Genomic DNA, 24,787 nt, shown 5'->3' with positions numbered 1-24,787 from the left:
CGTTTGCTCAATTTTTACTCATACCGTAAAGACTCCACGGGATCTAACTTAGAAGCCTTTGAAGCCGGATAATAGCCAGATAGCATCCCGACGCCGACACAAACAGACATTCCTAAAGTTGCCCATTTCCAAGGAATAATAAAGTCTGCTCCTAAGGCCAACGCCAATAAGTTGCCTATGGCAATACCGACGACAATACCGACAACACCCCCAAGAACACAAATAACAATGGCTTCCATTAAGAATTGCTTCCGAATAACGGCGGGAGTTGCTCCAATTGCTTTCCGTACACCGATTTCTCGTGTCCGTTCGGTTACAGAAACCAACATGATGTTCATCAGACCAATCGAAGCGCCTACCAACGTTATAAAGGCGATAACAACAGCACCCAAGGTCACGTAAGCAAGATTCTGCATCAGTATCTGAGCCACCGCATCGGATTTAACAATTTCAAAATCGTTTGTTTGTTTAGCCGTCAATCCCCTAATTTTGCGAAAGGTTGCAATAGCCTCTCCTTCTGCCCCTTCCATTTTATAGGGATCTGTCGTCATGACCGTAATGACATAAGAAGGGTTTCCTTGGGTCATCATCGCCCTTCCTCGTGACAGGGGAATAAAACACGTTTTGTCTGACCCGAAGCCAGCACTAGAACCTTTACTTTCCAATACACCAACCACTGTAAACCGCTCTCCACCTATGGTAATATACTCTCCTATCGGATTCTTGTTGTTTTTAAATAATTTACTCTTAACCTCTTCCCCTATAATGGCCACATTACTGGCATTATCTAAATCCTGTTCTGTAAAATCCCGTCCGGCACTAAGTTGGTAACCTGCTGTTCGAAGATAATAATTATCGCCGCCAACCACATTGATGTTGGGGTTTGTTTTTTCTGTTTTGTATTTAGCCGTTGCTCCTCCGGTCACATTTGCATTAAGCGAAACAACGGCATTATACTCAAATCTTTCTTTAAACGCCAATGCATCTCGGTACGTGATGGAAGGAAAGACTTTTGCCTGACTTCCCGACGAACCAATCTGGACATTCAGTCCACGGTTGCGGATATTGAAAGAATTTGCCCCCATAGACGAAAAGGAATTGGTCAGCGAGCTTTGCATAGCGTCAATGGAAGTCAACACGCCAATAAGGGCCATAATACCTATTGCAATAATCAGTGCCGTGAGAAAAGTACGCAACTTATTGCTTACAATGGATTGCAAGGCAAGTTTAACATTCTCGCGATAAGACATATTAACAGACATGGCGCGTTATTTCGTCCAAACTTACATAAATCAACTTTTATATGCAATATAATTGCACCGCATATAAAATGGATTTGTGTAAATCTTCTCAGCCATTAAGACCTTGTTTTTAGAGAAAAATCAGTTTGTCAGCTGCCAGGTCTGGGTTCGACCGATCAAAGAAAACCCAACATAACCCCGCACAAGAAGTTTATTTCCCTCTCTCGTAATAGTACACTTATACGTCTTTCCATTTTTAGGATCTGTGATGGTCCCACCAGAAAATTCATCACCTCTTTTTGTTATCCCCCGAATAATCTCCAGTCCTAATAGAGGTTTGTTTTTACGATCATCTTTACACCGCACACATTTGTCGTTCTCTGGCTTGATGAGGAGTTTGCTAATTTTTCCATAATATTTCCCATCTGTCTTTTGGAAAATTTCCACAATAGATTTTGCTTCTCCTGTTTCATCGTCTACGGTTTTCCACTTTCCGACTATATCTTGGTTATTCTGTGCTATTGCATGAAACCCAGTCAGCATACTTAGCCATATGAATAGTATCTTCATCATAACTTTCTTGTTTATAGATTATCAACTATCACCAGCAAAAAGCATGCAGGAAACTGGCCATTAAACATATTAACCGTTAAAACAATTATACGATGTTTCGCTCCTGCTGCAACAAGGACGACAGGTTGCATTGTAGATCGACAACCTCTCCTATCACGATAATTGCCGGATGCGACATGCGCGCTTCTTGACTAACTTTTACGAGATCCTTGACTTTGCACACGACTTTCTTTTCAGCTGCCCGAGAAACCTGTTGTATAATAGCGGCCGGTTTGCCTCCTTTACCGTGCATCGAATATATTCTAGCGATTTCAGCAAGCTTTCGCATACCCATATATATAACCACGGTAGAATTGCTGTGAACGGCCAACGAAAGGTCAGCCGCAATATCGCCATTTTTTTTCATACCGGTCAGAACCCATATTCCTTCGCTGACACCACGATGAGTTAACGGTATATCACTCAGTCCGGCACCTTGCATACTACTGATTCCAGGTATATATTCGACATCGATATCGAGTCCCTTTGCAACAAACCACTCTTCAAATCCTCTGCCAAATATATAGGGATCGCCTCCTTTCAACCTTACTACGCTAGAAAAACGTTCACAATAATAAGCGATTAACGTATTTATATCGTCCTGTGGCATATATTTTCCGTATGGATGCTTTCCTACGTATACTTTTTGACATTCTTTCGAAGCAATATGAAGCATTTCTTCATTAACCAAGTTATCATAAAGCAAAATTTCAGCATTTTTTATGGCTTTGTATGCTTTTATAGTCAATAATTCCAAATCTCCCGGACCAGAACCAACTATTTTTAGACTTTTAACCATATTTTTTATTTAAAAAGTTTAAAAAAATCACAATTTATGAATCAAAAATAAAAATTAACATGACATAAATCATAAAATATTTGATTTTTTAATATAAAAAACCATAAATTAGCAGAAGTAAATCACAAATAGTCGTTTTTTACCTCTAAATACCTGAAAAATGAAAACAAAAACAGTCGCAATAATCGGAAATGGGATGGTTAGCTATAAGTTTTGCGAGAAATTAAAAGCAAAAAGCAAAAATTTTAAATTAATAGTGTTCGGTGAAGAACCAATTCACGCTTATGACCGCGTACATCTCACTGATTATTTCGGAAATAAGACATTAGATGATTTATTTTTGTCAAAAAATGAGTGGTACGAAGAAAATAACATCGATTTACACCTTCATGACCCTATTGTACACATTGATATTGAAAAAAAACGTATCCATTCCAAAAAAGACATCCAGATAGATTACGATTACCTGATCTTCGCTACTGGATCGGCTGCTTTTGTCCCCCCAATTCCCGGCGTCGACAAAGAAGGGGTATTTTTATATCGCACTATCGAAGACCTTGACCAAATTAAAGCATACGCCTCGACCGCAAATAAAGGCACGGTCATTGGCGGGGGATTGTTAGGTCTGGAAGCCGCAAAAGCACTCGTAGATCTCGGCATAAAAGAATCAGCAGTCGTGGAATTTGCTCCACGGCTAATGCCCAGACAAATTGACGATATGGCCAGTAGCATATTACAAAATAAGCTACAGGCACTTGGATTGACCTGCTTCCTGCAAAAATCCACTACCCAAATACTAGGCGGAAATAAAATAACAGGGCTTGCATTCGCTGATGGCTCTCAATTGGACAGCGATATCTTGATCATATCGGCAGGCATCAAACCTCGTGATGAGTTAGCAAAAGCTGCGGGACTGGCTATTGGACCTCGCGGAGGAATCGTCGTCGATGAGAACATGCGTACGTCCGACCCTCACACCTTCGCTATCGGTGAATGCGCCCTTTATAACGAAATGATATATGGCTTGGTAGCCCCTGGATACGAAATGGCGGAGGTCGCTGCAACAACTATTTCTGGCGAACAGAAGCTTTTCGCTGGTTTTGACATGAGCACCAAGCTAAAATTAATGGGTGTCGATGTGGCTAGTTTTGGAGATCCATTTATCACAGAGCCTCACGCCCGGACCATTCTTCTGGAAGACAAAAACAAAGGTATTTACAAACGGCTCAACATCAGTCCCGACGGCAAAAGGCTGTTAGGTGGTATTTTGGTGGGTGAAGCAGCGAGTTACAATATGTTATTACAGACTGTAAATAATAACATGCCCCTACCGGAACACCCCGAAACGCTCCTTTTAGGGGAACAAAGTGAAAGTAAACCTGCTGGCGCAGGATTGGAATCCTTACCAGATTCCGCATTGATTTGTAGTTGTGAGGGTGTTACAAAGGCACAGATATGCGATGCCGTTATTCAACAGGGGTGCGAAAATGCAGATAGCATAAAGAAATGTACAAAAGCTGGTTCTGGTTGTGGCGGCTGCGTCCCTATGGTCAAAGATCTGGTAGCATATACCATGAAGAAACAAGGTAAATATATTCGTAATACGATATGTGAACATTTTAATTTCAGTCGACAAGAACTATTTGATCTCATCAAGATCCATGATCTAAGAACCTACGACAGCGTGCTGGACAATCTTGGAACAGGACACGGTTGTGAAGTCTGCAAACCACTGGTTTCTTCCCTGCTGGCAAGTCTTTGGAACGAGATGATACTTGGAAAAGGAAATGATGTAGCGCAAGATAGCAACGATCGCTTTTTGGCTAATATACAACGTGGTGGAACTTATTCTGTTGTACCACGCATACCGGGTGGCGAAATCACGCCAGAAAAACTGATCGTTATCGGAGAAATCGCCAAGAAATACGCCCTTTACACCAAAATCACGGGCGGGCAACGTATTGATATGTTTGGAGCGCACCTCAATGATCTTCCTTTTATATGGGAAGAGCTGATTGCCGCTGGCTTTGAAAGTGGACACGCTTACGGAAAAGCTTTACGCACGGTAAAAAGCTGTGTAGGAAGCACATGGTGCCGTTTTGGCCTTCATGACAGCGTATCCTTTGCCATTCAGATCGAAGAACGGTATCGTGGGGTCCGATCTCCTCACAAATTGAAATCCGCCGTTAGCGGTTGTATCCGGGAATGTGCCGAAGCCCAAAGCAAGGATTTTGGAATTATAGCGACGGAGAAAGGCTGGAATTTGTATGTATGCGGAAATGGTGGCAGCAAACCTCAACATGCACATCTCTTGGTGAGTGATATCGATAGCGAGACTTGTATTCGTTATCTGGATCGGTTCCTCATGTTTTATATACACACTGCCGATCCATTGACACGTACGGCCACTTGGCTAAACAAAATGGAAGGAGGCGTCGATTATCTTCGAAATGTTGTTGTGGAAGACAGTCTGGGAATGGCGGAAACCTGGGAACAAGAGATGCAGGCATTAGTAGACGCCTATCAATGTGAATGGAAGGTCGCGGTTAACAACCCTGATATACGCAAGCGATTTGTTCATTTTGTGAATGCTCCTTCCGAAAAAGATGAAACGGTGAAATTCGAAGAAATGCGCGGACAAAAGAAAGCGGCCGACTGGAATGCTCCAATAACATATTAATCAAATAAATACGAAACTTTAACACAAGATCATTATGGAAACGTTAACAACCACGTCATGGAAATTAGCTTGTCGAGTAGAAGACACCATTGAAAACGGAGGTGTCTGTTTAAAACTAGAGGATCAGCAGGTTGCGTTGTTCTATTTCAAGCGCCGTAATGAATGGTACGCCACACAGAATGAATGCCCCCATAAAAAGCAAATGATTCTTAGTCGCGGTATGATCGGATCATTAGGAGATAAACCCAAGATCGCCTGTCCTTTCCATAAAAAAACATTCGCACTGGACACGGGAGAATGTCTCTCTGGCGATGAATGCGCCATCAAGACCTATCCGGTAAAAGTGGAAGACGGGTTGGTATATATTGCATTACAGAACTAATAAGATAACAGATATAACCGAATAAGCGAAATGCATAGTAGATTTTTCAGCGATCATCTTCAACTGCCGTTTATTGGCAAGAAGGGTCTCGACAAATTAAAATGTACCCGCATTCTTGTAGTTGGTGCCGGAGGTCTGGGTTGCCCTGTGATTTCCGCACTAGCCTCTAGCGGTATCGGATATATTGGAATAATCGACGGCGATAAAGTTGAACTTAAAAATCTAGCACGCCAATATCTCTATACGCCAGCGCAAATTGGAGAATTGAAAACTGCAGCTGCTGTCGCCCATTTAAAGGACCGATATCGGGAAACGATTTTCAGAGAGCACCCATTTTTTGTAGATGAAACCAACATTCACGCCATATTTTCTGCATATGACATCATCATCGATGCCACAGACAATTTTCCAGCGCGATTATTAATAGGCCACACGGGTATTCAGCTTGGTATACCAGTCATCTACGGGTCTGTTTTTCGTTCTGAAGTACAAATTACCGTTTTTAACTACGAAGCGCAGCGCCTGGCCATAGACGATTTATTCACGCTGCAACCAGCCACCGAAGGGACAGGTTGCGAAGTCTCGGGCACATACATTATCGGCAGCATGGTAGCGGGTATGCTGATGGCAAATGAGGTTATCAAAGTGTTGCTGGATTTGCCAGACAAGCTGACGGGTAAATTGCTTTTATTCGATGCACTCTCCCTTCAGAAACGAGTCATTAATTTTTCCAGTTTGCAACCCGGTCCAACAGAGACCATCCTAGAAATGAAGGCATGAGAGATATAAGCCATAAAATTAGCACTTTACGTACCGCATCCGCTAACGCCGTTATATATATCACGGAATCCACATCGATAAAAATTAAACAAGGTCAATTGCCAAAAGGAAATCTACTGGATGTTGCCCGAGCAGCGGCATTTTTGGGAGCAAAGGCAACCCCGCAGTTACTTCCCCATTGCCATCCCGTCAATATTGACGGGATGCAGGTCGATTTCGAATATATCTATCCGAGCTCCCACCCAGATTTTTTTGCCGGAACACGGCAGTCAGGTGCCGGGATATTGATCACAGTATCTGCCAAGTCTATAGGTCGTACCGGCATAGAGATGGAAGCGCTTACCGCCGTATCTATAGCGGCACTCGAGCTTTACGACATGCTGAAACCTGTCGACGATCAATTGGAGATTGGCCATATCCGCCTCGCCAATAAAACAGGCGGTAAATCGGATCATAAACGTTTTCTGGCACCGCTGGCCACCTGCGCTGTTTTGGTTTGTTCCGATGCTACCGCCAGCGGGAAGCGGCAGGACAACAGTGGTCGAAAAATCGAAGAAATGTTGCTGGCGACCGGTGCACAGGTACTGGATTACCAAATCGTTGCGGATGAGAAACCACGCATCCAACAAGCCATCAAAACCTGGGTTGACCGAGACATACCCTTTATTTTTACGACGGGCGGAACCGGATTGGGACCACGAGATGTAACCGTGGAAGCTGTTTCCGAATTAGTAGACAAAACGGCCGATGGCATTGCCGAAGCCATGCGTGGACACGGGCAGCAACGGACACCATTAGCTATGATGAGTCGCTCCGTTGCGGGCACAATCGGCAATTCGCTTGTGGTCACGTTACCCGGAAGCACCAACGGCGTAAAAGAATGTTTAGAGGCTATTTTGCCAGCCTTATTTCACGCCCGGAAAATGATGATGGGAGGAGGACATTGATATGCTGACCTATCTGGAAGCCCGGGACAAGATTCGAAGTGTGGCAAAGCAGCTTCCCACAGAACACGTACCACTCGCCCAATCCTTAAATCGTATACTGGCCCATCCCATCTTTGCAGACAGGGATTATCCCCCGTTTAACCGCGCGGCGATGGACGGAATAGCCATACGCATCGACGATTGGAATAACGGCATCCGGGAATTCCGTATTCGGAATACCATTTTTGCGGGCATGGAAACGTCTACAGTTCTTGCAAACGGTGAATGTTACAAGATCATGACCGGCGCAGCTTGCCCCCGTGAAGCAGACACCATCATCCGCAAAGAAGACCTCATCTATACCCCAAACGAAACAGCACTTATCCTCGGAAAATCTATCTCGCATGGACACCACCTTGCACAACGAGGCGAAGATCTAAAGCAAAACGAGCTGGCCGTTACCGCGCCTCGGGTTTGTGATATTTCGGTAATCGGAACATTAGCAGCGTTGGGTATCCACCAGGTGCCCGTTTATAAAATGCCCCGTGTAGGGATTGTCACCACCGGCAATGAAGTGGTCGATATCGATCAGCAACCGGAACACTTTCAAATCCGCAACAGTAATCAATATCTATTGTGCGCGCTTTGCGAACAATGGCAGTTACCCGTGCAGTTCTGTCAACATGTTTCAGACGAACCCCTTGCATTATCAGCAGTTTTGAGACAAGCCATGGAGCAGCAGCTCATCTTGATCAACGGCGGTGTTTCGGCCGGCGATGCCGATTACGTTCCCCGAATCCTACAAGAGTTAGGCGTAGAGATCCTATTTCACAAGGTTTCTATAAAACCCGGGAAACCTCTTTTAATGGGCCTTTTACCCCAAGGCAGGATTTTATTTGCCCTGCCCGGAAACCCCTTATCATGTTTCATGACCTTCAAACTATTTGTAGAGGAATATCTGCACAAGTGTCTTGGGTTTACGAACGAACGTTTCCAACAGGTAAAATTACAGACCCCTAGGTCAAAGAAATCTTCGCTTGATGAGTTTTTTCCTGTTTTTCGACAAGCCGAGGCTCACAGATACACCTGGAAACCTCACCATGGCTCCGGAGATATAACAGCGACTGTCGGATGTGAGGGTATCGGTTGGCATATCCACAATAAACAGGTAATTACAGAAAACGACACCATACCCGTGCTCTCTTTGCACCCTTTTTTTAATCTCATTTAAACCATACTAACGATGCAACAGAACCAATCCCCCCTTTCAAAGCTCAACATCTTTTCATTCAAAGGCGTTCAAATGCGTACATTCCATATCACCTGGATAACGTTCTTTTTCTGTTTCTTCGGATGGTTTGGTGTCGCGCCTTTGATGCCCATGATTCGCGATCAGCTGAATTTGACCAAGAGTGAGGTCGGCAATATCATTATAGCGTCCGTCTCCGCCACCATTATTGCCCGCTTATTGATCGGGAAGTTGTGCGACACACTGGGTCCACGCCTCACCTATACCATTTTGTTAATTGTGGGCGCTATCCCAATCATGCTTATTGGCCTAAGCAACAGTTATGCCTCCTTTTTATTATTCAGATTCTGTATCGGCATTGTTGGCGCTTCTTTTGTCATCACCCAATTCCATACGTCCATGATGTTTGCCCCCAATATTGTCGGCACCGCCAATGCGGTAACCGGTGGGTGGGGAAACCTCGGCGGTGGCGTCACCAATTTGGTTATGCCCTTAATTGCTGCGGGTTTTGCCGCGATGGGTTTTGTTAGCGAAGCAGATTCCTGGAGGCTCGCCATGGTTGTCCCCGGCGTCATCCTGCTCATTATGGCTTTTATTTACTATCGATACACAACCGATACGCCTGCGGGGAATTTCAGCAATTTGCAGCAAAGAGATGCGTCTACTTCTCCGAAAAAAAGCAAGGGATCACTTGTGGAAGCATTGCAGGACTATCGTGTATGGATATTAACACTCGCTTATGCAGCATGCTTCGGCATTGAAATAACGGTAGATAATGTTGCTGCGATATTTTTTATAGACCGCTTTGGTACCAGCATCATTGTAGCCGGTGCCATGGCCGGCATATTCGGCGGCATGAATATTTTCGCCCGTGCATTGGGCGGAATCGTAAGCGATAAAGTAGGTCAACGATTCGGACTAAAAGGAAAAGGGACGTTGTTAGGGCTGCTTTTGGTTTTGGAAGGTTTGGGTATTGCGTTGTTTGCTGCTTCGGGAACGTTGGTTTTCGCCGTTGTCTCTATGCTGATCTTCGCCTTGTTTCTGAAGATGGCCAATGGCTGTACCTACGGTATTGTCCCTTTTATCAACAAAGATAATATTGGTGTCGTCAGTGGCATAGTAGGTGCCGGCGGAAACATTGGCGCCATGTTGGTTGGTTTTCTGTTCAAGTCCGAAAACCTGACCTATGCGGATGCCTTTCAGTATATCGGCGCAGGGGTCGTGTTCATCGGTTTGTTAGTTACACTGACTAAATTCCAGCCAAAGCCAGCCATCAAGCGTAGTATGGAAACAGGAGAGCTCGACTTTCAACAGTAAAATAGGAATTGATTTGCCTTTGTCAGACATGAAAGAAACAGAAGTAACAAGTACCTGTTGTTATTGCGGTGTCGGATGCGGTGTGAAAATTCAGCTAGATAAACACAACGCGGTAACGGTAATAGGCGACGAAGAACATCCGGTTAACCGGGGGAAATTATGCAGCAAGGGCATGAACCTGCAGTATACGGTCAACGATAAGTCCGACCGCCTGCTGTATCCACAAATGCGATACCACCGCAATATGCCGATGCAACGGGTGAGCTGGGAAGATGCGCTGACCCGCACAGCCGCTGTATTCCGCACGATGGTGGATAAATACGGTCCGGACGCTGTTGCTTTTTATGCATCCGGTCAATGCCTCACGGAAGAATATTACGTCATCAATAAACTCATCAAAGGCTTTATAGGCAGCAACAACATAGACACCAATTCACGCCTTTGCATGAGCAGCGCCGTTGCCGCTTATAAAATGGCCCTTGGAGAGGACTCCGTACCTATTTGCTACGATGATATTGAGCTCTCCGACTGTTTTTTGGTGGAAGGAGCCAACCCCGCTTGGTGCCATCCCATTCTCTGGCGTCGGGTAGAAACGCACAAAGCAAATCATCCACATACGAAAATCATTGTGGTCGATCCCCGGAAAACGGATTCAGCAGCGATTGCCGATCTACACCTACAAATCCAACCGGGTACAGATATGGTTTTAAATTATGCTATTGGCCGGCTGCTGATTGAGCAGGATGATATTGACGACCACTTTATAGCACAGCACACCGAGGGGTTTGAAAGTTATAAAGCACGTGTATTTGAGCGTACCATAACAGAAGCGGCGGATATCTGCCGTATACCTGAACATGAAATCCATCAAGCTGCAACCTATATCAGCGAATCGAAAACACTATTGACCATGTGGACAATGGGACTTAACCAAAGTGTGAAAGGAGTGGATAAAAATCTGTCGCTCATTAATCTAAACTTGATTACCGGAAAAATCGGTAAGCCAGGGTCGGGACCTTTTTCGTTGACAGGCCAACCAAATGCGATGGGAGGTCGGGAGGTTGGCGGTCTGGCTAATTTATTGCCTGCACACCGTGATCTGAAAAACGAAATACACCGACAGGAAGTGGCTGATTTTTGGGGAGGGACTACCCTATCCGACAAGCCGGGACTTACAGCGACCGAAATGTTTGAGGCACTAGCCGACGGCAAGTTGAAAGCTGTTTGGATATTGTGTACTAATCCACTGACAAGCCTACCCGATACACGAAAAGTAGAACAGGCCTTGGAAAAGGCTAAATTTGTGGTGGTACAGGAAATCAGCAATAAGCCTCAAACCTTAGCCTATGCGGACGTTATTTTGCCCGCAGCTGCCTGGGCAGAAAAAGAAGGAACGATGACCAATTCCGAACGTCGGATCAGTCATTTGCACAAAATCATCGACCCACCGGGCGAAGCACTCCCAGACGCCGAAATTATCTGTCGTTTTGCCCAAAAAATGGGATTTGCAGGTTTTGATTATCCGAACATCGAAGCCATATACAAAGAGCATACGCGACTCACAGCCAAAACAAATCTACATATCGAAGGTCTGGATTATACAAAGATTGACAAGCATAAAACCATTCAATGGCCCTATAATAAGCGGCGAAAAACAGGAACAACGCGTTTATTTGCCGACCATGACTTCTATACACCGTCCCGGAAAGCCATTATCCACAGTCCGGATACGGATCTCCATAGCGAGTTACCAGATACGGCCTTTCCCTTTATTCTGACCACCGGACGCATACGCGACCAATGGCATACCATGTCCAAGACCGGCAAAGTCAGTAAGCTGAAACAGCATATCAGCGAATCTCAGCTCGAAATCCATCGCGATGATGCCGAACGTCTGGGCGTAACAGAGGGGCAACTGGTCGAAATCACCTCACGCCGTGGTCATGTACGCGTCAAGGCCAGCCTTAGCACCACGATAAAACCGGGGTGTGTCTTTTTACCCATGCACTGGGGAAAGCTCGGCGACACGGATTTACATCGGGCAAACAACCTCACCAATCCGCTGCTCGATCCCATTTCAAAAGAACCGGATTTCAAATTCTGCGCCGTTCAGGTCGTTCCTTACGAAAAGCCCTTTGAGCGCATTGTTATTGTCGGTGCCGGTGCCGGAGCTTTCGGTTTCGTCAAAGCTTTTCGGGAAATCAACACAACCGACGAGATAACAGTGATCAGCAATGAAAACCTGCCCTTTTACAACCGGGTCATGCTACCACATTATGTAAGCGGAGACCAACAATGGGAGGAACTCGTCAAAATGCGGGATGAGGAAGAAAAAAATGTCTACAACATTAACCATATCAGAGGGGTTACCGTGACCCGTATCGATCGCGAGCATAAATACGTCGAAGATTCAAGAGGAATAAAAACACCTTATGACACCTTGATTCTCGGCACCGGCAGTCGGTCGGCCATGCCCAAAGATATTCCATCGTTACCGGGGATATTCAGCATCAGACATCGTTCGGATGCCGATAATCTCCGTAAATTCCTCCGCAAAGATGCTTCTGTCGTCATTATCGGGGGTGGATTGCTGGGCTTGGAGATGGCGGCGAGTTTGCGGGAGATGGACGTACAGGTTACGGTTGTCCAGCGTGTTTCGCGCTTTTTGAACCGGCAATTGGATGTACTCGGCAGTCAATTGCTCCACGAAGAGATGATTGACCAAGGCTGCGACGTCTTTTATAACGATGAGGTGCAGCTCTATTACGGCAGAAACAAAGTCAATAAGGTGGAATTGAAGAGTGGCAGACAGATCAAATGCGATGCGGTTATCGTAGCTATCGGCACGACGCCTAACATTGAGCTCGCAAAAGCCGCCGGATTACATTGTCAGCGTGGGGTGGTGGTAAACAATAGATTACAAACCAGTGATCCCGCTATCTACGCTATCGGTGAAATTGCCGAATTTGAAGGGATTTTGTACGGTTTTTCGGCTGCCGCCGAACAGCAAAGTGCTGTAGTGGCCCGTTATCATAACGGCGACATCGGCAGTATATATCCAGGTTCTGTCTTTATGAACATCATCAAAATACAGGGCTTCGATCTTTGTAGTATTGGCGTAGTCGACTGTCTGAACGAGGAATATGAAGAGATTGTATTTATTGACAAGGCAAAGCGCTATTATAAAAAATGTATTATTCATCAAGATCGCCTAGTCGGTGCTGTACTCATTGGTGATAAGAATGAATTTCTGGAATTCAAAGACCTGATCACCAACAAAACAGAACTCAGTGAAAAACGTCTACAGCTTTTACGCAGCGGCAGTGCAAAAGAACCGGTTATTGGCAAGTTGATTTGCAGTTGTAGCCAGGTAGGCGAAGGGAACTTACACAAGCTCATCCAATCCGGATGCACGGAGCTAAAAACATTATGTGAAACCAGTGGTGCCGGAACAGGATGCGGCTCTTGCCGTCCGCAGGTGATGGCCATTTTGGATAGTTTTTTAGCAGAAAAAGAAGAAATGGAGGTCACGAATGGCTAAGCAGTTACAACCAGAATGGCAACACGTAAAAATCAATCTACCCGGAGGCTATGTATCGGTGGGTGATTTTAAGGCTATACTGGAAGCGGCACATGCGGCAGATGTAAAAACCATTAAAATCGGCGCACGTCAACAACTGCTTTTCTCTGCCACTCCCGCGCAAATGGAAGATATCGAATATCAGCTCTTTAATCAAGAACTGCTGTATGAAGTGAATGAAAACCACTATCCAAATATCGTCAGTTCCTATGTGGCCGATGGTCTTTACAATCAGCCACATTGGTTGAGAGAAGGAATTTATAAAGATATCTTAGCATCCTTTGAATATACGCCCAAACTAAAGATCAACATCGTCGATGCGAATCAGTCGTTTGTACCTTATTATACCGGCAATTTGAATTTTGTATCCTCAGGCGTAGGCAATTATTGGCATGTATATATCCGATGGCCCAAAACAAATCAAGTAAGAAGCTGGTCATCACTCATTTATTCCATGGATATTGCCGCCATTAGTAAGGAACTGGAAAGCGCCATCATGGATAATAAAGATTTAGCAGCAGACGACATTACTACGCTATGTGCAGATCTGGAATTAAAAATTAAAGCGTCGGGTGCCTTTCATTGTCAACAAGTCCAAGAACCGTTAACAGAATCGGATTTCCGTCTTCCCTATTATGAAGGCTTTAACCAATATGACGATAAATATTGGCTAGGCATTTACCGGCCAGACGAGTGTTACACCGTTTCCTTTTTGCTGGACGTTTGCAACGTCTGCCAGACGTCTCGGGTGGGCCAGATCTATACGACGCCCTGGCGGTCACTCATTATTAAAGACATCCGACAGCAAGATCGCAAAGGATGGGATATCATTCTCGACAAACACCGTATTAATTTGCGTCACGCTTCCAACGAGCTAAACTGGCAAATCGAAGACTGGTGTGAACCGGCGTTGAAATTGAAGCGTTCCATCGCCCGGTATTTCGATCGTTGGAATATTCGAACTTATCGGCTATGCTTTGGCATCAAGATTGGATCAAACAGCGGCATTTGGGGTTCGATTATCATCAAACAGATCAACGATGGGATCCGTGAACCCTACTTCGATGTTTTCCACACGCAAGATTTCAAGGCCAACTCCTATAACCTCGTCCTCTATAAACAACGTGTCACAGAGAAATCGTTGCCCGCGATCCTAAAAACACTTTGTGATTGCTTTTACGATGCTACATTACAAAACAGCCATCCGGTGCCTGAACATCATCCCTCCGATTTACCGGAGTTTTCGCATAGCGTCCCGCAGCAATCCTTATTCCGCTGTCCACATTGCCTCAGTATTTACGATCCCGCTTATGGGGATGTATTAGCAGCAATAGAACCAGGCATTGCCTTCGACGATCTACCTACAGATTATACCTGTGGCCTATGTGGCTCTCCCAAAAAAGAATTTATTGCATTTGACCCGAGTAATACAACACCCTTAAAGAAGCATTGACATGGAACTCTATTATATCGTATTCGTCCTATTTGTTGTTGGTTTCTTGTATGCCTCTGTTGGACACGGAGGAGCCAGCGGTTATATTGCTGTCTTTTCTATTTTTTCCATCCCGGTAGCGCAATACACGCCGCTTATTCTCCTACTTAATATGCTCGTTGCCGGCACAGGATTCATCCAGTTTCAGCGTGCAGGATACTTCAGATGGTCTACCTGCTGGCCATTTTTGGTGACCTCTATTCCAACGGCATTCCTGGGTGCAAGGTATGCGCTTGAGGGAAAAGTCTATTTTGTGCTGCTCGGCCTTGCCCTCATATTGCCTACCATCCGATTGCTGGGGATAACCCCCAAAGAGCGCCCAGAACGCAAAACGGTAAATATACCGTTGGCATTACTCATAGGCGCCATTATCGGCCTCCTGTCGGGGATGCTCCATATCGGCGGCGGTATCTTTTTAAGCCCGTTGCTTATCTTATTGGGTTGGGCCAATGCCAAGGAGGCTGCAGCTACCTCTGCCATCTTTATAACGTTAAATTCTTCCAGCGGTTTGCTGGGGAATACCACACCGATATCGATCGATACATCCTTCGCCATCTGGTTTTGTGCGGCAGCTGCCGGAGGATTTACGGGCGCCTATTTTGGTAGTGCGCGTTTTCCGATGGCAACCGTACGCACCTTGTTGAGCGTCGTGCTCCTGATCGCTTGTTGTAAACTATTATTTTTCATGTAATGCGCACGTTGACAGACCATATCGGAAGATCATTCAAAGTCCTGCGCGTGAGCCTGCTCGATAGATGCAACTTTGCGTGCACCTATTGTGTATGTGAAGATGGAATCCCCGCAGCAACACCCAGACCTGTTGTGTTGTCCAGTGATGAGCTCGTTGATCTCATCGGTCGTTTGCACCATCTGCTGCATCTACAGACGATCCGTTTAACAGGAGGCGAGCCACTTCTCTACCCCGATCTTCCCAAATTAATAAAGGGTATTCGACAATTGGGTATCCGTGATATTAAGATGACGACAAACGGTTTTTTGCTCGCAAAAAAAGTTGCTTCTCTCCAAGAAGCCGGTCTTCGCTCCATCAATGTCTCGCTGGATGCATTATCCGAAAGTTCCTTCTATAGGGTAACAAAACGGGCGGGGCTAAAACAGGTAGTCGAAGGAATAATAGCCGCCCAAGAAACAGGCTTGGAGGTAAAAATTAACACGGTGATTATGGCCGGTGAAAACGATCAGGAGATTTTGCCGTTACTGAATTTTGCTTTCAGGCACGGTATCAAAATACGCTTTTTGGAATTGATGGGCATGGGCCATCTATTTGGCGATACCGACAGCAAGTTCTTCCCGAGGCAAGCCATACTGGAAAGAATAAGTAGCGTCTATAAAATCGACGAACAGGCAAAGAAATACGGCGACACCGCAACGTACTGGAACACCTCTTGCGGCCATAGCTTCGGGATCATTGCCAATGAAAGCCACCCTTTTTGTGCGGACTGCAATCGCCTGCGATTAGACGCTCAGGGAAATATTTATGGCTGTTTAAGCAGTAATACGCCCATACCTCTTCGGGAGATCAACAGTCAAAAAGGATTGGAAGCGAGTTTATACGCTGCACTCGGGCAAAAACAAATGCAGTTTTCCGGAAGTGAAATAAGTATGTTAACAATTGGAGGATAAATATGATTACTTTGGAATTTTTTGCGGGATTGAAGGATTATTTCCCTCCCGTTATGGAGGTCCGAGAGACCCCAGAAGACATCAATCGTTTACGACGTTATCTGATTGATCAGCAATCCTTTGCCACAACACTATTGGAGCAATGCCGGTTTGCGGTAGATGATACATTTGTCCAAGAGGACTACCGGCTTCGTCAGGGCGACCTAGTCTTAGTCATTCCACCTAGTAGCGGAGGTTAACGATGACACATCTCAGCACCGAAAAAATTGATGTCATGGCACTTTGGGAGCAGGCTCATCATCCAGAAGCTGGGGGTGTTGTGTTGTTTAGCGGTGAAGTGCGGAATAACCATCAAGGAAAGGAAGTCTCACACCTGTATTACGAGGCCGCCGAGCGGATGGCCAACAAGATGATCGCTTCCTTACTGGATGAGGCAAAACAACGCTGGGAGTTACAGGTTGCCATCGCCGTCCATCGGTTAGGCAAGGTTTCGGTCATGGAAACAGCCGTGGTGGTCATTACTGCTGCTGCCCATCGCACGGAAGCCTATGCAGCCAACCAATATATCATCGATCGGATCAAACATCATGTACCCCTATGGAAATGTGAACATTTCGTGGATGGTGAACGAGCATGGGGAGGACACTGCGCCTGCCAGCAGAAGTCAACGGGCAATATGGAACTATAGTTTTATCAATGGAAAATACAGCACATATCTTGTTAGGACTGGTCCTATGCGGCGGTAAAAGCAGCCGTATGGGAACCGACAAAGGACAATTACGTAAGGATGGTCGTCCTTGGGCCAGACATATGGCCGATAGGCTGGAAAGTCTGGGGCTGAAAACGTATCTTTCCATTAATCCACTCCAGCAAGGCGCCTACCGTCAGATTTTTTCTTCCGAAAGTTTGGTCATCGATCAAGTCGATGTAGAAGGCCCTTTGACGGGTTTGTTAAGTACCCATCAGTTATTTCCCGAAGCAGACATCCTCGTGCTGCCTTGCGATATGATTGATACAGAAACGCCATTATTACAGCGGCTAATGGATATTCGCCAGCAGATCGTGCAAGCAGATGTATATCTGTTTGAAAAAGATGGACAGGTCGAACCGCTGTGTGCCATTTATACCGCTTCCGGACTACAGAAATTACTTATGGAATATAAAAATGCTCATCTAACAAACTTTTCGGTAAAACGTGCGATAAAAAACCTTTGTGCGGTAAAACTCCCCACTGCGGGAAACAGGAAAGATTTCCGGAATTACAACACGCCTGATTGTATCCACAAATGGCAAAAGACGGTTTAATTGCGGTTACTACGATTTACTGTAGCGGAGCAGTTTTTCCCTATCTTTTATTTTTACACGCTTACCGACGAGCGCTATAATCTCTTCTGCTGTTAGCTCCGCCATCATGCGGTATACACTTTCGTACGTCGAACCTACATAAGCTGCCAAATCCGTCTTTGACAAGATCAACCTGATGCACCCCTCCTCGTCAGTTCCCATCTTCTCTTCCAACAGCAGAAAACTCCATGCGAGCCTGCCCTTTACAGACAGATGAACCTGATTGGTTGCTTTTTGCTCGGAGAGCTGCAACTCATCCGCATAAAACATCAACAGCTCATAGGTCAATGAAGGATTTGTTTTCAGCAGCGATTTAAAGAAATCAATCGGTATGAAACATAATATTGTATTTTCGAGGCTAGTGGCCGATATAGGGAAAGTAGATTTCTTCCTGACCATGCCGCGATGCCCAATAATATCTCCTTTCTTGGCAAAACGGACAATGCTCTCTTTATCACCCCAACGTTTGTGTACTTTTACCAATCCCTCCTGCACAAAATATATACCCTCGGCTTCCGACCCCTCATCTATAAACCGTTGCCCCTTTTTTACCTTGATTATTTGTCGCCGTATATCGATATTCTCCCACCAGTCCGCTACGACGTACCTACACATAAAACAGGAATGATCACATACCTTCTGTCTTTTACTCATTTGCTTATCCCGACATTATTCTTTTCTGCTTACAATAATAATCTTTTTATCGTATTATCCTGATTTCTGCCTTCAAAATTCGACAGAGCAATAGAAAACCACCTTACGCCTAACCATTGTCTTTTTCTAGCTTTGGCACTTTTTTTGATTAGGCTAAAGTATAAATTACATTAGCATACAACTTGTTATGAGGTTCATTATCAATTTACTTATTACGGGTGCGGTGATTGCCATCGCTGCCTATATTGTCCCGGGGGCACATGTAGCCGGTTTCTGGTGGGCAATTGTAACCGGTTTGGTTATCGGCCTGGTAAATGCCATTGTAGGTGGTATTTTAAGACTATTCACGTTCCCGTTAAACTGGCTTACATTTGGCCTCGTTTCTTTTATCATTACCATTTTGATGATTCTATTGAGTGACGAGCTTATGGGAAGTAAATTTGATGTAGACGGTTTCTGGACAGCTACTCTGTTTGCTATCGTAGTAGCTATCATCGAGATGATTATTGGCAGTATAAGCAAGGACAAAAAGCGTTGACAAGCGTATAAACACTTGGACAGGATGTTGTCTTTAGAATTTCTCAAGGCTAATCTACGAGACAGCATCCTTTATCTATCGTACCTTAACACAAATGCCTAATGTATTTCATTCATCAATCCGTAGGGTCAGTTTCTATAGCCGTATACATTTTCTCACTGATCTGATACGGACCGTTAAGCCAACCCTCGATATAACTAAACCTTCTTCTTTCCGTTCTTTTTCATTTTATTAACCCAAATGAGTACACCGGTTACCGGAAGTGATGTCGCGACGAGACAACTAATAAAATATAATAATTTACTGAACGGCCCATATACATCCCCTATATGCAACGCTTTGACAGAACTACCGATACGGTTTCGAATAGATTTTTCCCGAAAGATATCTTTCTCCAGTACCTCACCGGTATATTGATCCAGCGTTAGTCTGTCACTTGCCGACGGTGCAAAGAAACCTATTTTATTCTTCACGATACCGACAGTTCCTGTACTGTCCGAGGCAAAATTAATTGTGATATCGCCGTCATAAGGCAAGGTCGTATTTACCGTCAGAATTGTTTCTTCGATGGTCATAGCACGCTTTCCATCGATTAGCTTAGATACCGGTTCAATTTTTTCTTCACGAGATGCGTTCCGGTCCTGATACGTCCCCCACGTCTTCTGCCAGCCCTCCCGATACCATTCGAAAGACCAGAATGGTCCTGTTATCGCCATAAGAAACAGTATAATCCAAGTATATAATCCTAACGTATTGTGTAAATCATGGTTTACCCTTTTCCAATTAGCAGTCCAGCGTATTCTAAAGCCATTCTTCCAAGATCTCATTTTCTTTGGAAACCAAATGACCAAGCCCGTCAGTACGCCCAACAAAAACAACAGCGTCGCTGTGCCGGTAATCCACGAGCCCAATTTACGGTTCTCTACGCCTTCGATTATAGGTTCTTCAACCTCATTCAGTAATAGCCATCGATGCAACCCAAACATTTTCCCCATAAACTCCCCTGTCTTCGTCTTCACATTGGAAGGGTCGCCAAGCACATCACCAGTATAGGGGTCGATCATCATTTGGTTGTATCGTCGGCGTCCGCCTCTTCCACCACCATTTTCTTCTTTTGACGACTTATCGTATAAGATAGTCATCGCCTTTCCCTCATGGAACGGAATTTTCACGCCTGTTATTGTTCCGTTGATTGCTGGTTTAGCCAAGTACAGCAAAGTGTCCGGAATTATCTTTTCTTCTTTCTTCTCTACCTTGTAATATTCAGGTAGAGCCGCTTCCCGGAGCTCCGTATTGTATACATATATTGTCCCCGTCAAACATACGACGAAAACTACAATTCCCGATATTAACCCTCCCCATAGGTGGATATCGTTGAAAAACTTTCTGACTTTTGACCAGGTGGAATTATCTTTTTTTGGTTTCGATTTACTCATTTTTTCTTTTTTCTCTCCATTTTTGAAACGTGAAATCAGGTAAAGCGACAATAGCCCTACCTGATTTTTACCAAAGAGGCGTTATCAGACGTCTAATATGACCCGATGTAACTAGACCCCGTTTGGCCGGTCAGTTTAGCCCCTTTAATGACCTCGCCTGTTTTCCAGTTGATAACGTACAACCGTCCTTCTCCACCAATAGGCGTCAACGGAACATAAGCATAATCACCTACCGCTATTAACCCTTGCCACTGCGAAACATTTAATGCTGTTTCATAATCATTAGCAATTGGTTTTGCCGTCCCGGTGTTCAAGTCTATCAACGCAATATAACCACCGCCGTTATTAGAACCCTTACTATACAATACAATACCCTTGCCATTCTCAATGTATCTCCAAGCCTGAATACGGGCAGTATTATCTCCTAAAGCAGTGCGAAAATTGAAGTAAAACGATGCATCATAATCGTTAGTGCTTTTACTGATGCGCAAGATCTCATAACCGCTTCTATCCGTAGCCGCTTGATAAATATGTCCGTCTTCGCCAATATACTGTGACGTTGTACGATACGCGTGATTATTCACTTTAGAGCGTGTAGAGGTGATAATTTTTGGGTTTTGTAAGGAAGGATAATCAACAACCAATGTTACGGTCCCCATCTCTCTATCCGCATCTTTCCAAACCAAATCGCCATCTTCGTCTAAAGTAGGATGCTGGTTCGGATCTTTTCTAGATACGTTACAACCTATGAAAATCTTGTTCTTAGCTTCATTTAAAATAGGCACATCGATGCGCCCTACCGCATAGCCAGCGTCCTTTTGCGCTTGCGTAAAAGGAAATTCGAACTCGGTCTGTCTCGTAATTTCTGGATCGTCCAGATTCAGAGTAGCTATCTTTACCGTACTTTTCGTAGACTGGAAAACAGCATTCACCCCCTCTCCGGTGTACAGTATTTCCGACGATCCATACACCCCGACGCCAATTCCTTCCGCTGCAACTAGCCAACGGGGAGCCGCTCCAAGAATGGGTTCGGTGTTGATTTCTTCCCGTGTGTCGGTAAATACAGAACCTTCTGATACTTTGTATTTATTAAAGGTACCACCGGACTCGCCCGTATACTGGATGTTGTAAATAAAGTTTCCATTTTTTGAAGCTTGGGCACGTGCCGTACGCTGCGATCTCAACTCTGTACCATTTGCATAGATATTGACGACTTTATTCGGATCTTTCGCCTCTTCTGGCGTGACCGCGTAAACCATCGTTCCACCGTTCCCAGCAGTTCCACTTTCATCAGGATAGGAGGCCAATAAGGTAATCCACTGGCGTTCCCAGATATCTGGACCCGAAGCTCCCAAGTGAGGGTTTGGATCATTATCTTTATCACAACTTGCTAAGACACCTAGGGCAAGTGCAGACCCGATCAATACTGTTTTTAGCGTATTTATTTTCATGCTTATTAAAATTTATTAAAGTTATTTATCGTATAATTCAGCTTAAGATAAACGCCTCGGCCAGGCTTTATTACACCAAAATTATCATAGACCTCGGCATCCAATATGTTCTTTAGATCTACGCTTACCACCATTTTCCCACTTGGAAAACGATAGCTTGCGCCAAGATCATGATGGAACTGCGTGGGCGTAGTAAACCATTCTGACTCCGGCCATACGGTTCTAAACGGAGCTACATAACCCATGTTGTAATAGACGTTCAAAGCAGAACGTTTTTGTAAGACGTTATTCATTCGATACTGTACGCTACCATTCATGGTAAAAAAGGGTTCATTAGGAATTTGCCTATTATAGAAGTCATTAGGCCTGCCTTTATCATCAAGATCTTGTTTATTGAGCGAATTGAATTTGGACAGATTAAAAAGCATATTCAATTTATTGTCGTATATATAGATAATCTCACCTTCGAAGCCACGTGATTGCGTCTTAGACAGATTGACATATTGAGTTACTTGAATATCCTCATGGTCTTGCTCACGGCCTTCAATGATACCGTCAACGACGGTCTTAAGCGTAATCTTGTCGTAACCATTTCGCCAAAAAGCATTACCATAAAGTGACACTTTGTGCTTACCAAACTCAATTGTTCCATAGCGTACTCCTAAATTATAATTGACGTTTTGCTCAGATGTGATCTCCGTATTCGCCATCAGATTATTCTCCGGATCACCAAAAATCTGTGATTCCGTAGGTGCCACGTAAGAATTTTCGGCCGATCCTATGACGAACAGATTGGGCACAACATTATAGGAAATTGTTGCTCCGTAACCAAGATTACTATCCTTCGTGGTTCTTCTCTCATGGTTAATAATGCCATTCACCTCATCCACAGGTTTTGTTTGTCTATTTCTGCTTTCCGTATACTTACCCAAGACATTTGTCCGTAATCGACCTCCAAGCGTCTGCGCCTCGTAATTCATGGATACAATCCCTTTCGAAACTTGATTCGTTGTAATCCAACGATCCCTTCTAGGGTTCAATAAATCTTTGTCATTTCGGTCGGTCAGCTCATATTTATAGTTAACTGCGACACGGTGTCCCGAAACGATGGTATATGCTAAGTTAGAACGGATATTTGTTATCTGCCGGTGGATATCCGAAATCATGGCATCACCCTGTTGTCCCTTGCCCGCTAGGTGGCCTTCCGGAAGTAACTCTCCGTTTTCGTTTGGCGCCAATAATAATGGATTTCCATCCCAATTGTACCGCATGCTTACGGTATCTTCTAAGTATGTACTCCTTCTGCTATGCACGGCATCCACATTCAGCGCCAACCCTTCTACGAAAAGATTTTTCTTGTTATAATTTAGGCTAAAAGCATTTGCCTGGTATTCGGCATGACGCCCTACGTAGGGTCTCGCCATAGTCGTACCATGCGGAATTTCATTGTACGTATCGGAAACATTAAACCCTAACAAGAACTGGTCTGCCCAATCCACATCGGTAAATCCGGCTTCAAAACGCCCCCCAGCTGCCCGATACGCATCGTTAAAACGTGTGCCCTCATAATAGCGGGTCACCCTCCCGCCCGGTTGTGTAAATTTCGAAAATTTACCTCGCATCTTATAACTGTTATCCGTCGTTGTGTAAAAGCCCGACATCCGTGTTGTAAGGCCATTCTTCTGATTTCGATACAGCGCACTCAAATCGCCTTGTGCTGTATTAAATGATCCATAAGATAATGCCGCAGTAATATTATTAGCAGAAGCATCTTTTTTCATCACGACATTAATCGCTCCACCAACATAATCGCCACTTAAGTGCGATGGTAACACCCCTTTATAAACCTCAATCCGCTCAATCATAGCGGGAGGTATATTATTTAGATTGAAAGAAGAACCATAGGTTGAAACTTCGATTCCATCCAAAAATATCCCAATGGTGCTGCCTGACATTCCGTTTAAGTTATATTCAACTTGAGAGCCCACTCCCCCATTCTGCCGAACACGCACACCGACGGCACGATCTAACAGCTCATTTGTCGTTAGGTTTCTAAGTGAAGCCTCTTTCGTTTCGATAACAGCCACCGCAAAACCACTCGTTTCCATTTCCCTTTTCTCCGTCATACGACTTACCTCCACACCTTCAATCGCGATATCACCAATTGCCGATACGGCAATGGAAAAATTATGCTTAGACTTATCTACTTTTAGCTGAACGGTTTTCGGCTGAATCTCAATAGCGGTTACTTGTATCTCTCGGTTACCATAAGGCACATCGTTTAAGGAGTATCGACCTTCCTTATCGGACATACTGCTGATATCCGTACCTTTGACGCTTACTGTAGCATGACTAATAGATTCTCCAGATGCCAGATGGATTTTTCCTGTCACCGAACTCAGCTGCCCAGAAGCTGTTATTGACAATAAGGTTAATAAGCAAATTAATGTATATGGTATAAATCCTCCTAACTTCATTTTAGAACTGGTCTAAATAATTCGCTGCAAATATAGATTTATTCTAAATAAGAAGATGACGCATTCGGAAAATAATAATTCAAATTTGGAAAATGGAAGGGTACGCGAATCGATTTTCGCAGAAAATTTACTTTTAAACAACCGATTGCATCTTTATTTATGCTTTTTTTTGCATGATTTTGCCTACT

General features: G+C 44.5%; 21 protein-coding genes. 14 read left to right on the top strand and 7 right to left on the bottom strand.

From position 1 onward, the window contains the following. Positions 1-14: 14 nt before the first annotated feature. The 3 genes from G5B43_RS14765 to cobA form a co-directional block, all read right to left on the bottom strand. Positions 15-1,262 (bottom strand): ABC transporter permease, encoded by a 1,248-nt coding sequence (locus tag G5B43_RS14765; RefSeq protein ID WP_165295574.1) that lies wholly within the window; start codon positions 1,260-1,262, stop codon positions 15-17. A gap of 120 nt (positions 1,263-1,382) precedes the next feature. Continuing rightward, positions 1,383-1,814 (bottom strand): DUF2147 domain-containing protein, encoded by a 432-nt coding sequence (locus G5B43_RS14760; protein WP_165295573.1) that lies wholly within the window; start codon positions 1,812-1,814, stop codon positions 1,383-1,385. An 85-nt stretch (positions 1,815-1,899) separates the two neighbouring features. Further along, on the bottom strand, positions 1,900-2,652 hold the full coding sequence (cobA, locus tag G5B43_RS14755) for a uroporphyrinogen-III C-methyltransferase (protein WP_165295572.1): 753 nt from the start codon (positions 2,650-2,652) through the stop codon (positions 1,900-1,902). Between the two features lie 160 nt (positions 2,653-2,812). Between cobA and nirB the strand changes: the two genes are divergently transcribed. From nirB to G5B43_RS14690, 13 genes are read left to right on the top strand one after another with little or no spacing between them, the layout of a single operon-like run. Next, positions 2,813-5,332, top strand: a complete 2,520-nt coding sequence (gene nirB / locus G5B43_RS14750) for a nitrite reductase large subunit NirB (RefSeq protein ID WP_165295571.1) — start codon at positions 2,813-2,815, stop codon at positions 5,330-5,332. A gap of 34 nt (positions 5,333-5,366) precedes the next feature. After that, positions 5,367-5,714 carry a nitrite reductase small subunit NirD gene (gene nirD, locus G5B43_RS14745; RefSeq protein WP_165295570.1) on the top strand — a complete coding sequence of 116 codons (348 nt, stop codon included), beginning with the start codon at positions 5,367-5,369 and terminating at the stop codon, positions 5,712-5,714. A 30-nt stretch (positions 5,715-5,744) separates the two neighbouring features. After that, positions 5,745-6,494 (top strand): HesA/MoeB/ThiF family protein, encoded by a 750-nt coding sequence (locus G5B43_RS14740; protein ID WP_165295569.1) that lies wholly within the window; start codon positions 5,745-5,747, stop codon positions 6,492-6,494. Beyond that, the gene (gene moaCB / locus G5B43_RS14735) at positions 6,491-7,441 is read left to right on the top strand and encodes a bifunctional molybdenum cofactor biosynthesis protein MoaC/MoaB (protein WP_165295568.1); all 951 of its coding nucleotides are present in this window, start codon (positions 6,491-6,493) and stop codon (positions 7,439-7,441) included. The genes G5B43_RS14740 and moaCB overlap by 4 nt, the downstream gene beginning before the upstream one ends. A gap of 1 nt (position 7,442) precedes the next feature. After that, positions 7,443-8,651: a molybdopterin molybdotransferase MoeA gene (locus tag G5B43_RS14730; protein ID WP_165295567.1), complete on the top strand. Its 1,209-nt coding sequence runs from the start codon at positions 7,443-7,445 to the stop codon at positions 8,649-8,651. Between the two features lie 12 nt (positions 8,652-8,663). Next, a complete protein-coding gene (locus G5B43_RS14725; RefSeq protein ID WP_165295566.1) occupies positions 8,664-9,986 on the top strand; it encodes an MFS transporter in 1,323 nt (440 codons plus the stop codon). Positions 9,987-10,014: 28 nt separating this feature from the next. After that, on the top strand, positions 10,015-13,527 hold the full coding sequence (locus G5B43_RS14720) for a nitrate reductase (protein ID WP_165295565.1): 3,513 nt from the start codon (positions 10,015-10,017) through the stop codon (positions 13,525-13,527). Beyond that, a complete protein-coding gene (locus G5B43_RS19430; protein WP_165295564.1) occupies positions 13,520-15,019 on the top strand; it encodes a rubredoxin in 1,500 nt (499 codons plus the stop codon). The genes G5B43_RS14720 and G5B43_RS19430 overlap by 8 nt, the downstream gene beginning before the upstream one ends. 1 nt (position 15,020) lies before the next feature. Next, on the top strand, positions 15,021-15,749 hold the full coding sequence (locus tag G5B43_RS14710; protein WP_165295563.1) for a sulfite exporter TauE/SafE family protein: 729 nt from the start codon (positions 15,021-15,023) through the stop codon (positions 15,747-15,749). Further along, on the top strand, positions 15,749-16,699 hold the full coding sequence (gene moaA / locus G5B43_RS14705) for a GTP 3',8-cyclase MoaA (RefSeq protein ID WP_165295562.1): 951 nt from the start codon (positions 15,749-15,751) through the stop codon (positions 16,697-16,699). The genes G5B43_RS14710 and moaA overlap by 1 nt, the downstream gene beginning before the upstream one ends. 2 nt (positions 16,700-16,701) lie before the next feature. Further along, positions 16,702-16,938, top strand: a complete 237-nt coding sequence (locus tag G5B43_RS14700) for a MoaD/ThiS family protein (protein ID WP_165295561.1) — start codon at positions 16,702-16,704, stop codon at positions 16,936-16,938. Positions 16,939-16,940: 2 nt separating this feature from the next. After that, the gene (locus G5B43_RS14695) at positions 16,941-17,387 is read left to right on the top strand and encodes a molybdenum cofactor biosynthesis protein MoaE (protein ID WP_165295560.1); all 447 of its coding nucleotides are present in this window, start codon (positions 16,941-16,943) and stop codon (positions 17,385-17,387) included. A gap of 8 nt (positions 17,388-17,395) precedes the next feature. Next, positions 17,396-18,004: a molybdenum cofactor guanylyltransferase gene (locus tag G5B43_RS14690; RefSeq protein WP_165295559.1), complete on the top strand. Its 609-nt coding sequence runs from the start codon at positions 17,396-17,398 to the stop codon at positions 18,002-18,004. A gap of 9 nt (positions 18,005-18,013) precedes the next feature. Here G5B43_RS14690 and G5B43_RS14685 read toward each other — a convergent pair whose 3' ends face one another. Beyond that, positions 18,014-18,697, bottom strand: coding sequence for a Crp/Fnr family transcriptional regulator (locus tag G5B43_RS14685; protein WP_165295558.1), 684 nt, complete (start codon positions 18,695-18,697; stop codon positions 18,014-18,016). A gap of 187 nt (positions 18,698-18,884) precedes the next feature. Between G5B43_RS14685 and G5B43_RS14680 the strand changes: the two genes are divergently transcribed. Further along, complete coding sequence (locus tag G5B43_RS14680) at positions 18,885-19,235, top strand: phage holin family protein (protein WP_165295557.1); 351 nt, start codon at positions 18,885-18,887, stop codon at positions 19,233-19,235. A gap of 197 nt (positions 19,236-19,432) precedes the next feature. Here the strand turns inward: G5B43_RS14680 and G5B43_RS14675 are convergent, their stop codons facing one another. From G5B43_RS14675 to G5B43_RS14665, 3 genes are all read right to left on the bottom strand, one after another. Beyond that, the gene (locus G5B43_RS14675; RefSeq protein WP_165295556.1) at positions 19,433-20,671 is read right to left on the bottom strand and encodes a PepSY-associated TM helix domain-containing protein; all 1,239 of its coding nucleotides are present in this window, start codon (positions 20,669-20,671) and stop codon (positions 19,433-19,435) included. A 92-nt stretch (positions 20,672-20,763) separates the two neighbouring features. Beyond that, complete coding sequence (locus tag G5B43_RS14670; protein WP_165295555.1) at positions 20,764-22,122, bottom strand: hypothetical protein; 1,359 nt, start codon at positions 22,120-22,122, stop codon at positions 20,764-20,766. A gap of 5 nt (positions 22,123-22,127) precedes the next feature. Further along, positions 22,128-24,599 (bottom strand): TonB-dependent receptor, encoded by a 2,472-nt coding sequence (locus tag G5B43_RS14665; protein ID WP_165295554.1) that lies wholly within the window; start codon positions 24,597-24,599, stop codon positions 22,128-22,130. Between the last annotated feature and the right edge of the window lie 188 nt (positions 24,600-24,787).

Source organism: Sphingobacterium sp. SGR-19, assembly GCF_011043555.1.
Lineage (GTDB): Bacteria > Bacteroidota > Bacteroidia > Sphingobacteriales > Sphingobacteriaceae > Sphingobacterium.
The sequence above is the reverse complement of the archived record's forward strand: the minus strand, read 5'-3'. Positions and strand labels throughout refer to the sequence as shown.

What these genes read in the sequence shown, in the direction of transcription:
- G5B43_RS14685 (WP_165295558.1), bottom strand. Translation starts at nt 18,697, where the DNA reads ATGAGTAAAAGACAGAAGGTATGTGATCATTCCTGTTTTATGTGTAGG.
- G5B43_RS14690 (WP_165295559.1), top strand. Translation starts at nt 17,396, where the DNA reads ATGGAAAATACAGCACATATCTTGTTAGGACTGGTCCTATGCGGCGGT.
- nirB (WP_165295571.1), top strand. Translation starts at nt 2,813, where the DNA reads ATGAAAACAAAAACAGTCGCAATAATCGGAAATGGGATGGTTAGCTAT.
- moaCB (WP_165295568.1), top strand. Translation starts at nt 6,491, where the DNA reads ATGAGAGATATAAGCCATAAAATTAGCACTTTACGTACCGCATCCGCT.
- nirD (WP_165295570.1), top strand. Translation starts at nt 5,367, where the DNA reads ATGGAAACGTTAACAACCACGTCATGGAAATTAGCTTGTCGAGTAGAA.
- G5B43_RS14725 (WP_165295566.1), top strand. Translation starts at nt 8,664, where the DNA reads ATGCAACAGAACCAATCCCCCCTTTCAAAGCTCAACATCTTTTCATTC.
- G5B43_RS14675 (WP_165295556.1), bottom strand. Translation starts at nt 20,671, where the DNA reads ATGAGTAAATCGAAACCAAAAAAAGATAATTCCACCTGGTCAAAAGTC.
- G5B43_RS14665 (WP_165295554.1), bottom strand. Translation starts at nt 24,599, where the DNA reads ATGAAGTTAGGAGGATTTATACCATATACATTAATTTGCTTATTAACC.
- cobA (WP_165295572.1), bottom strand. Translation starts at nt 2,652, where the DNA reads ATGGTTAAAAGTCTAAAAATAGTTGGTTCTGGTCCGGGAGATTTGGAA.
- G5B43_RS14760 (WP_165295573.1), bottom strand. Translation starts at nt 1,814, where the DNA reads ATGATGAAGATACTATTCATATGGCTAAGTATGCTGACTGGGTTTCAT.
- G5B43_RS14765 (WP_165295574.1), bottom strand. Translation starts at nt 1,262, where the DNA reads ATGTCTGTTAATATGTCTTATCGCGAGAATGTTAAACTTGCCTTGCAA.
- G5B43_RS19430 (WP_165295564.1), top strand. Translation starts at nt 13,520, where the DNA reads ATGGCTAAGCAGTTACAACCAGAATGGCAACACGTAAAAATCAATCTA.
- G5B43_RS14695 (WP_165295560.1), top strand. Translation starts at nt 16,941, where the DNA reads ATGACACATCTCAGCACCGAAAAAATTGATGTCATGGCACTTTGGGAG.
- G5B43_RS14700 (WP_165295561.1), top strand. Translation starts at nt 16,702, where the DNA reads ATGATTACTTTGGAATTTTTTGCGGGATTGAAGGATTATTTCCCTCCC.
- G5B43_RS14740 (WP_165295569.1), top strand. Translation starts at nt 5,745, where the DNA reads ATGCATAGTAGATTTTTCAGCGATCATCTTCAACTGCCGTTTATTGGC.
- moaA (WP_165295562.1), top strand. Translation starts at nt 15,749, where the DNA reads ATGCGCACGTTGACAGACCATATCGGAAGATCATTCAAAGTCCTGCGC.
- G5B43_RS14670 (WP_165295555.1), bottom strand. Translation starts at nt 22,122, where the DNA reads ATGAAAATAAATACGCTAAAAACAGTATTGATCGGGTCTGCACTTGCC.
- G5B43_RS14710 (WP_165295563.1), top strand. Translation starts at nt 15,021, where the DNA reads ATGGAACTCTATTATATCGTATTCGTCCTATTTGTTGTTGGTTTCTTG.
- G5B43_RS14680 (WP_165295557.1), top strand. Translation starts at nt 18,885, where the DNA reads ATGAGGTTCATTATCAATTTACTTATTACGGGTGCGGTGATTGCCATC.
- G5B43_RS14720 (WP_165295565.1), top strand. Translation starts at nt 10,015, where the DNA reads ATGAAAGAAACAGAAGTAACAAGTACCTGTTGTTATTGCGGTGTCGGA.
- G5B43_RS14730 (WP_165295567.1), top strand. Translation starts at nt 7,443, where the DNA reads ATGCTGACCTATCTGGAAGCCCGGGACAAGATTCGAAGTGTGGCAAAG.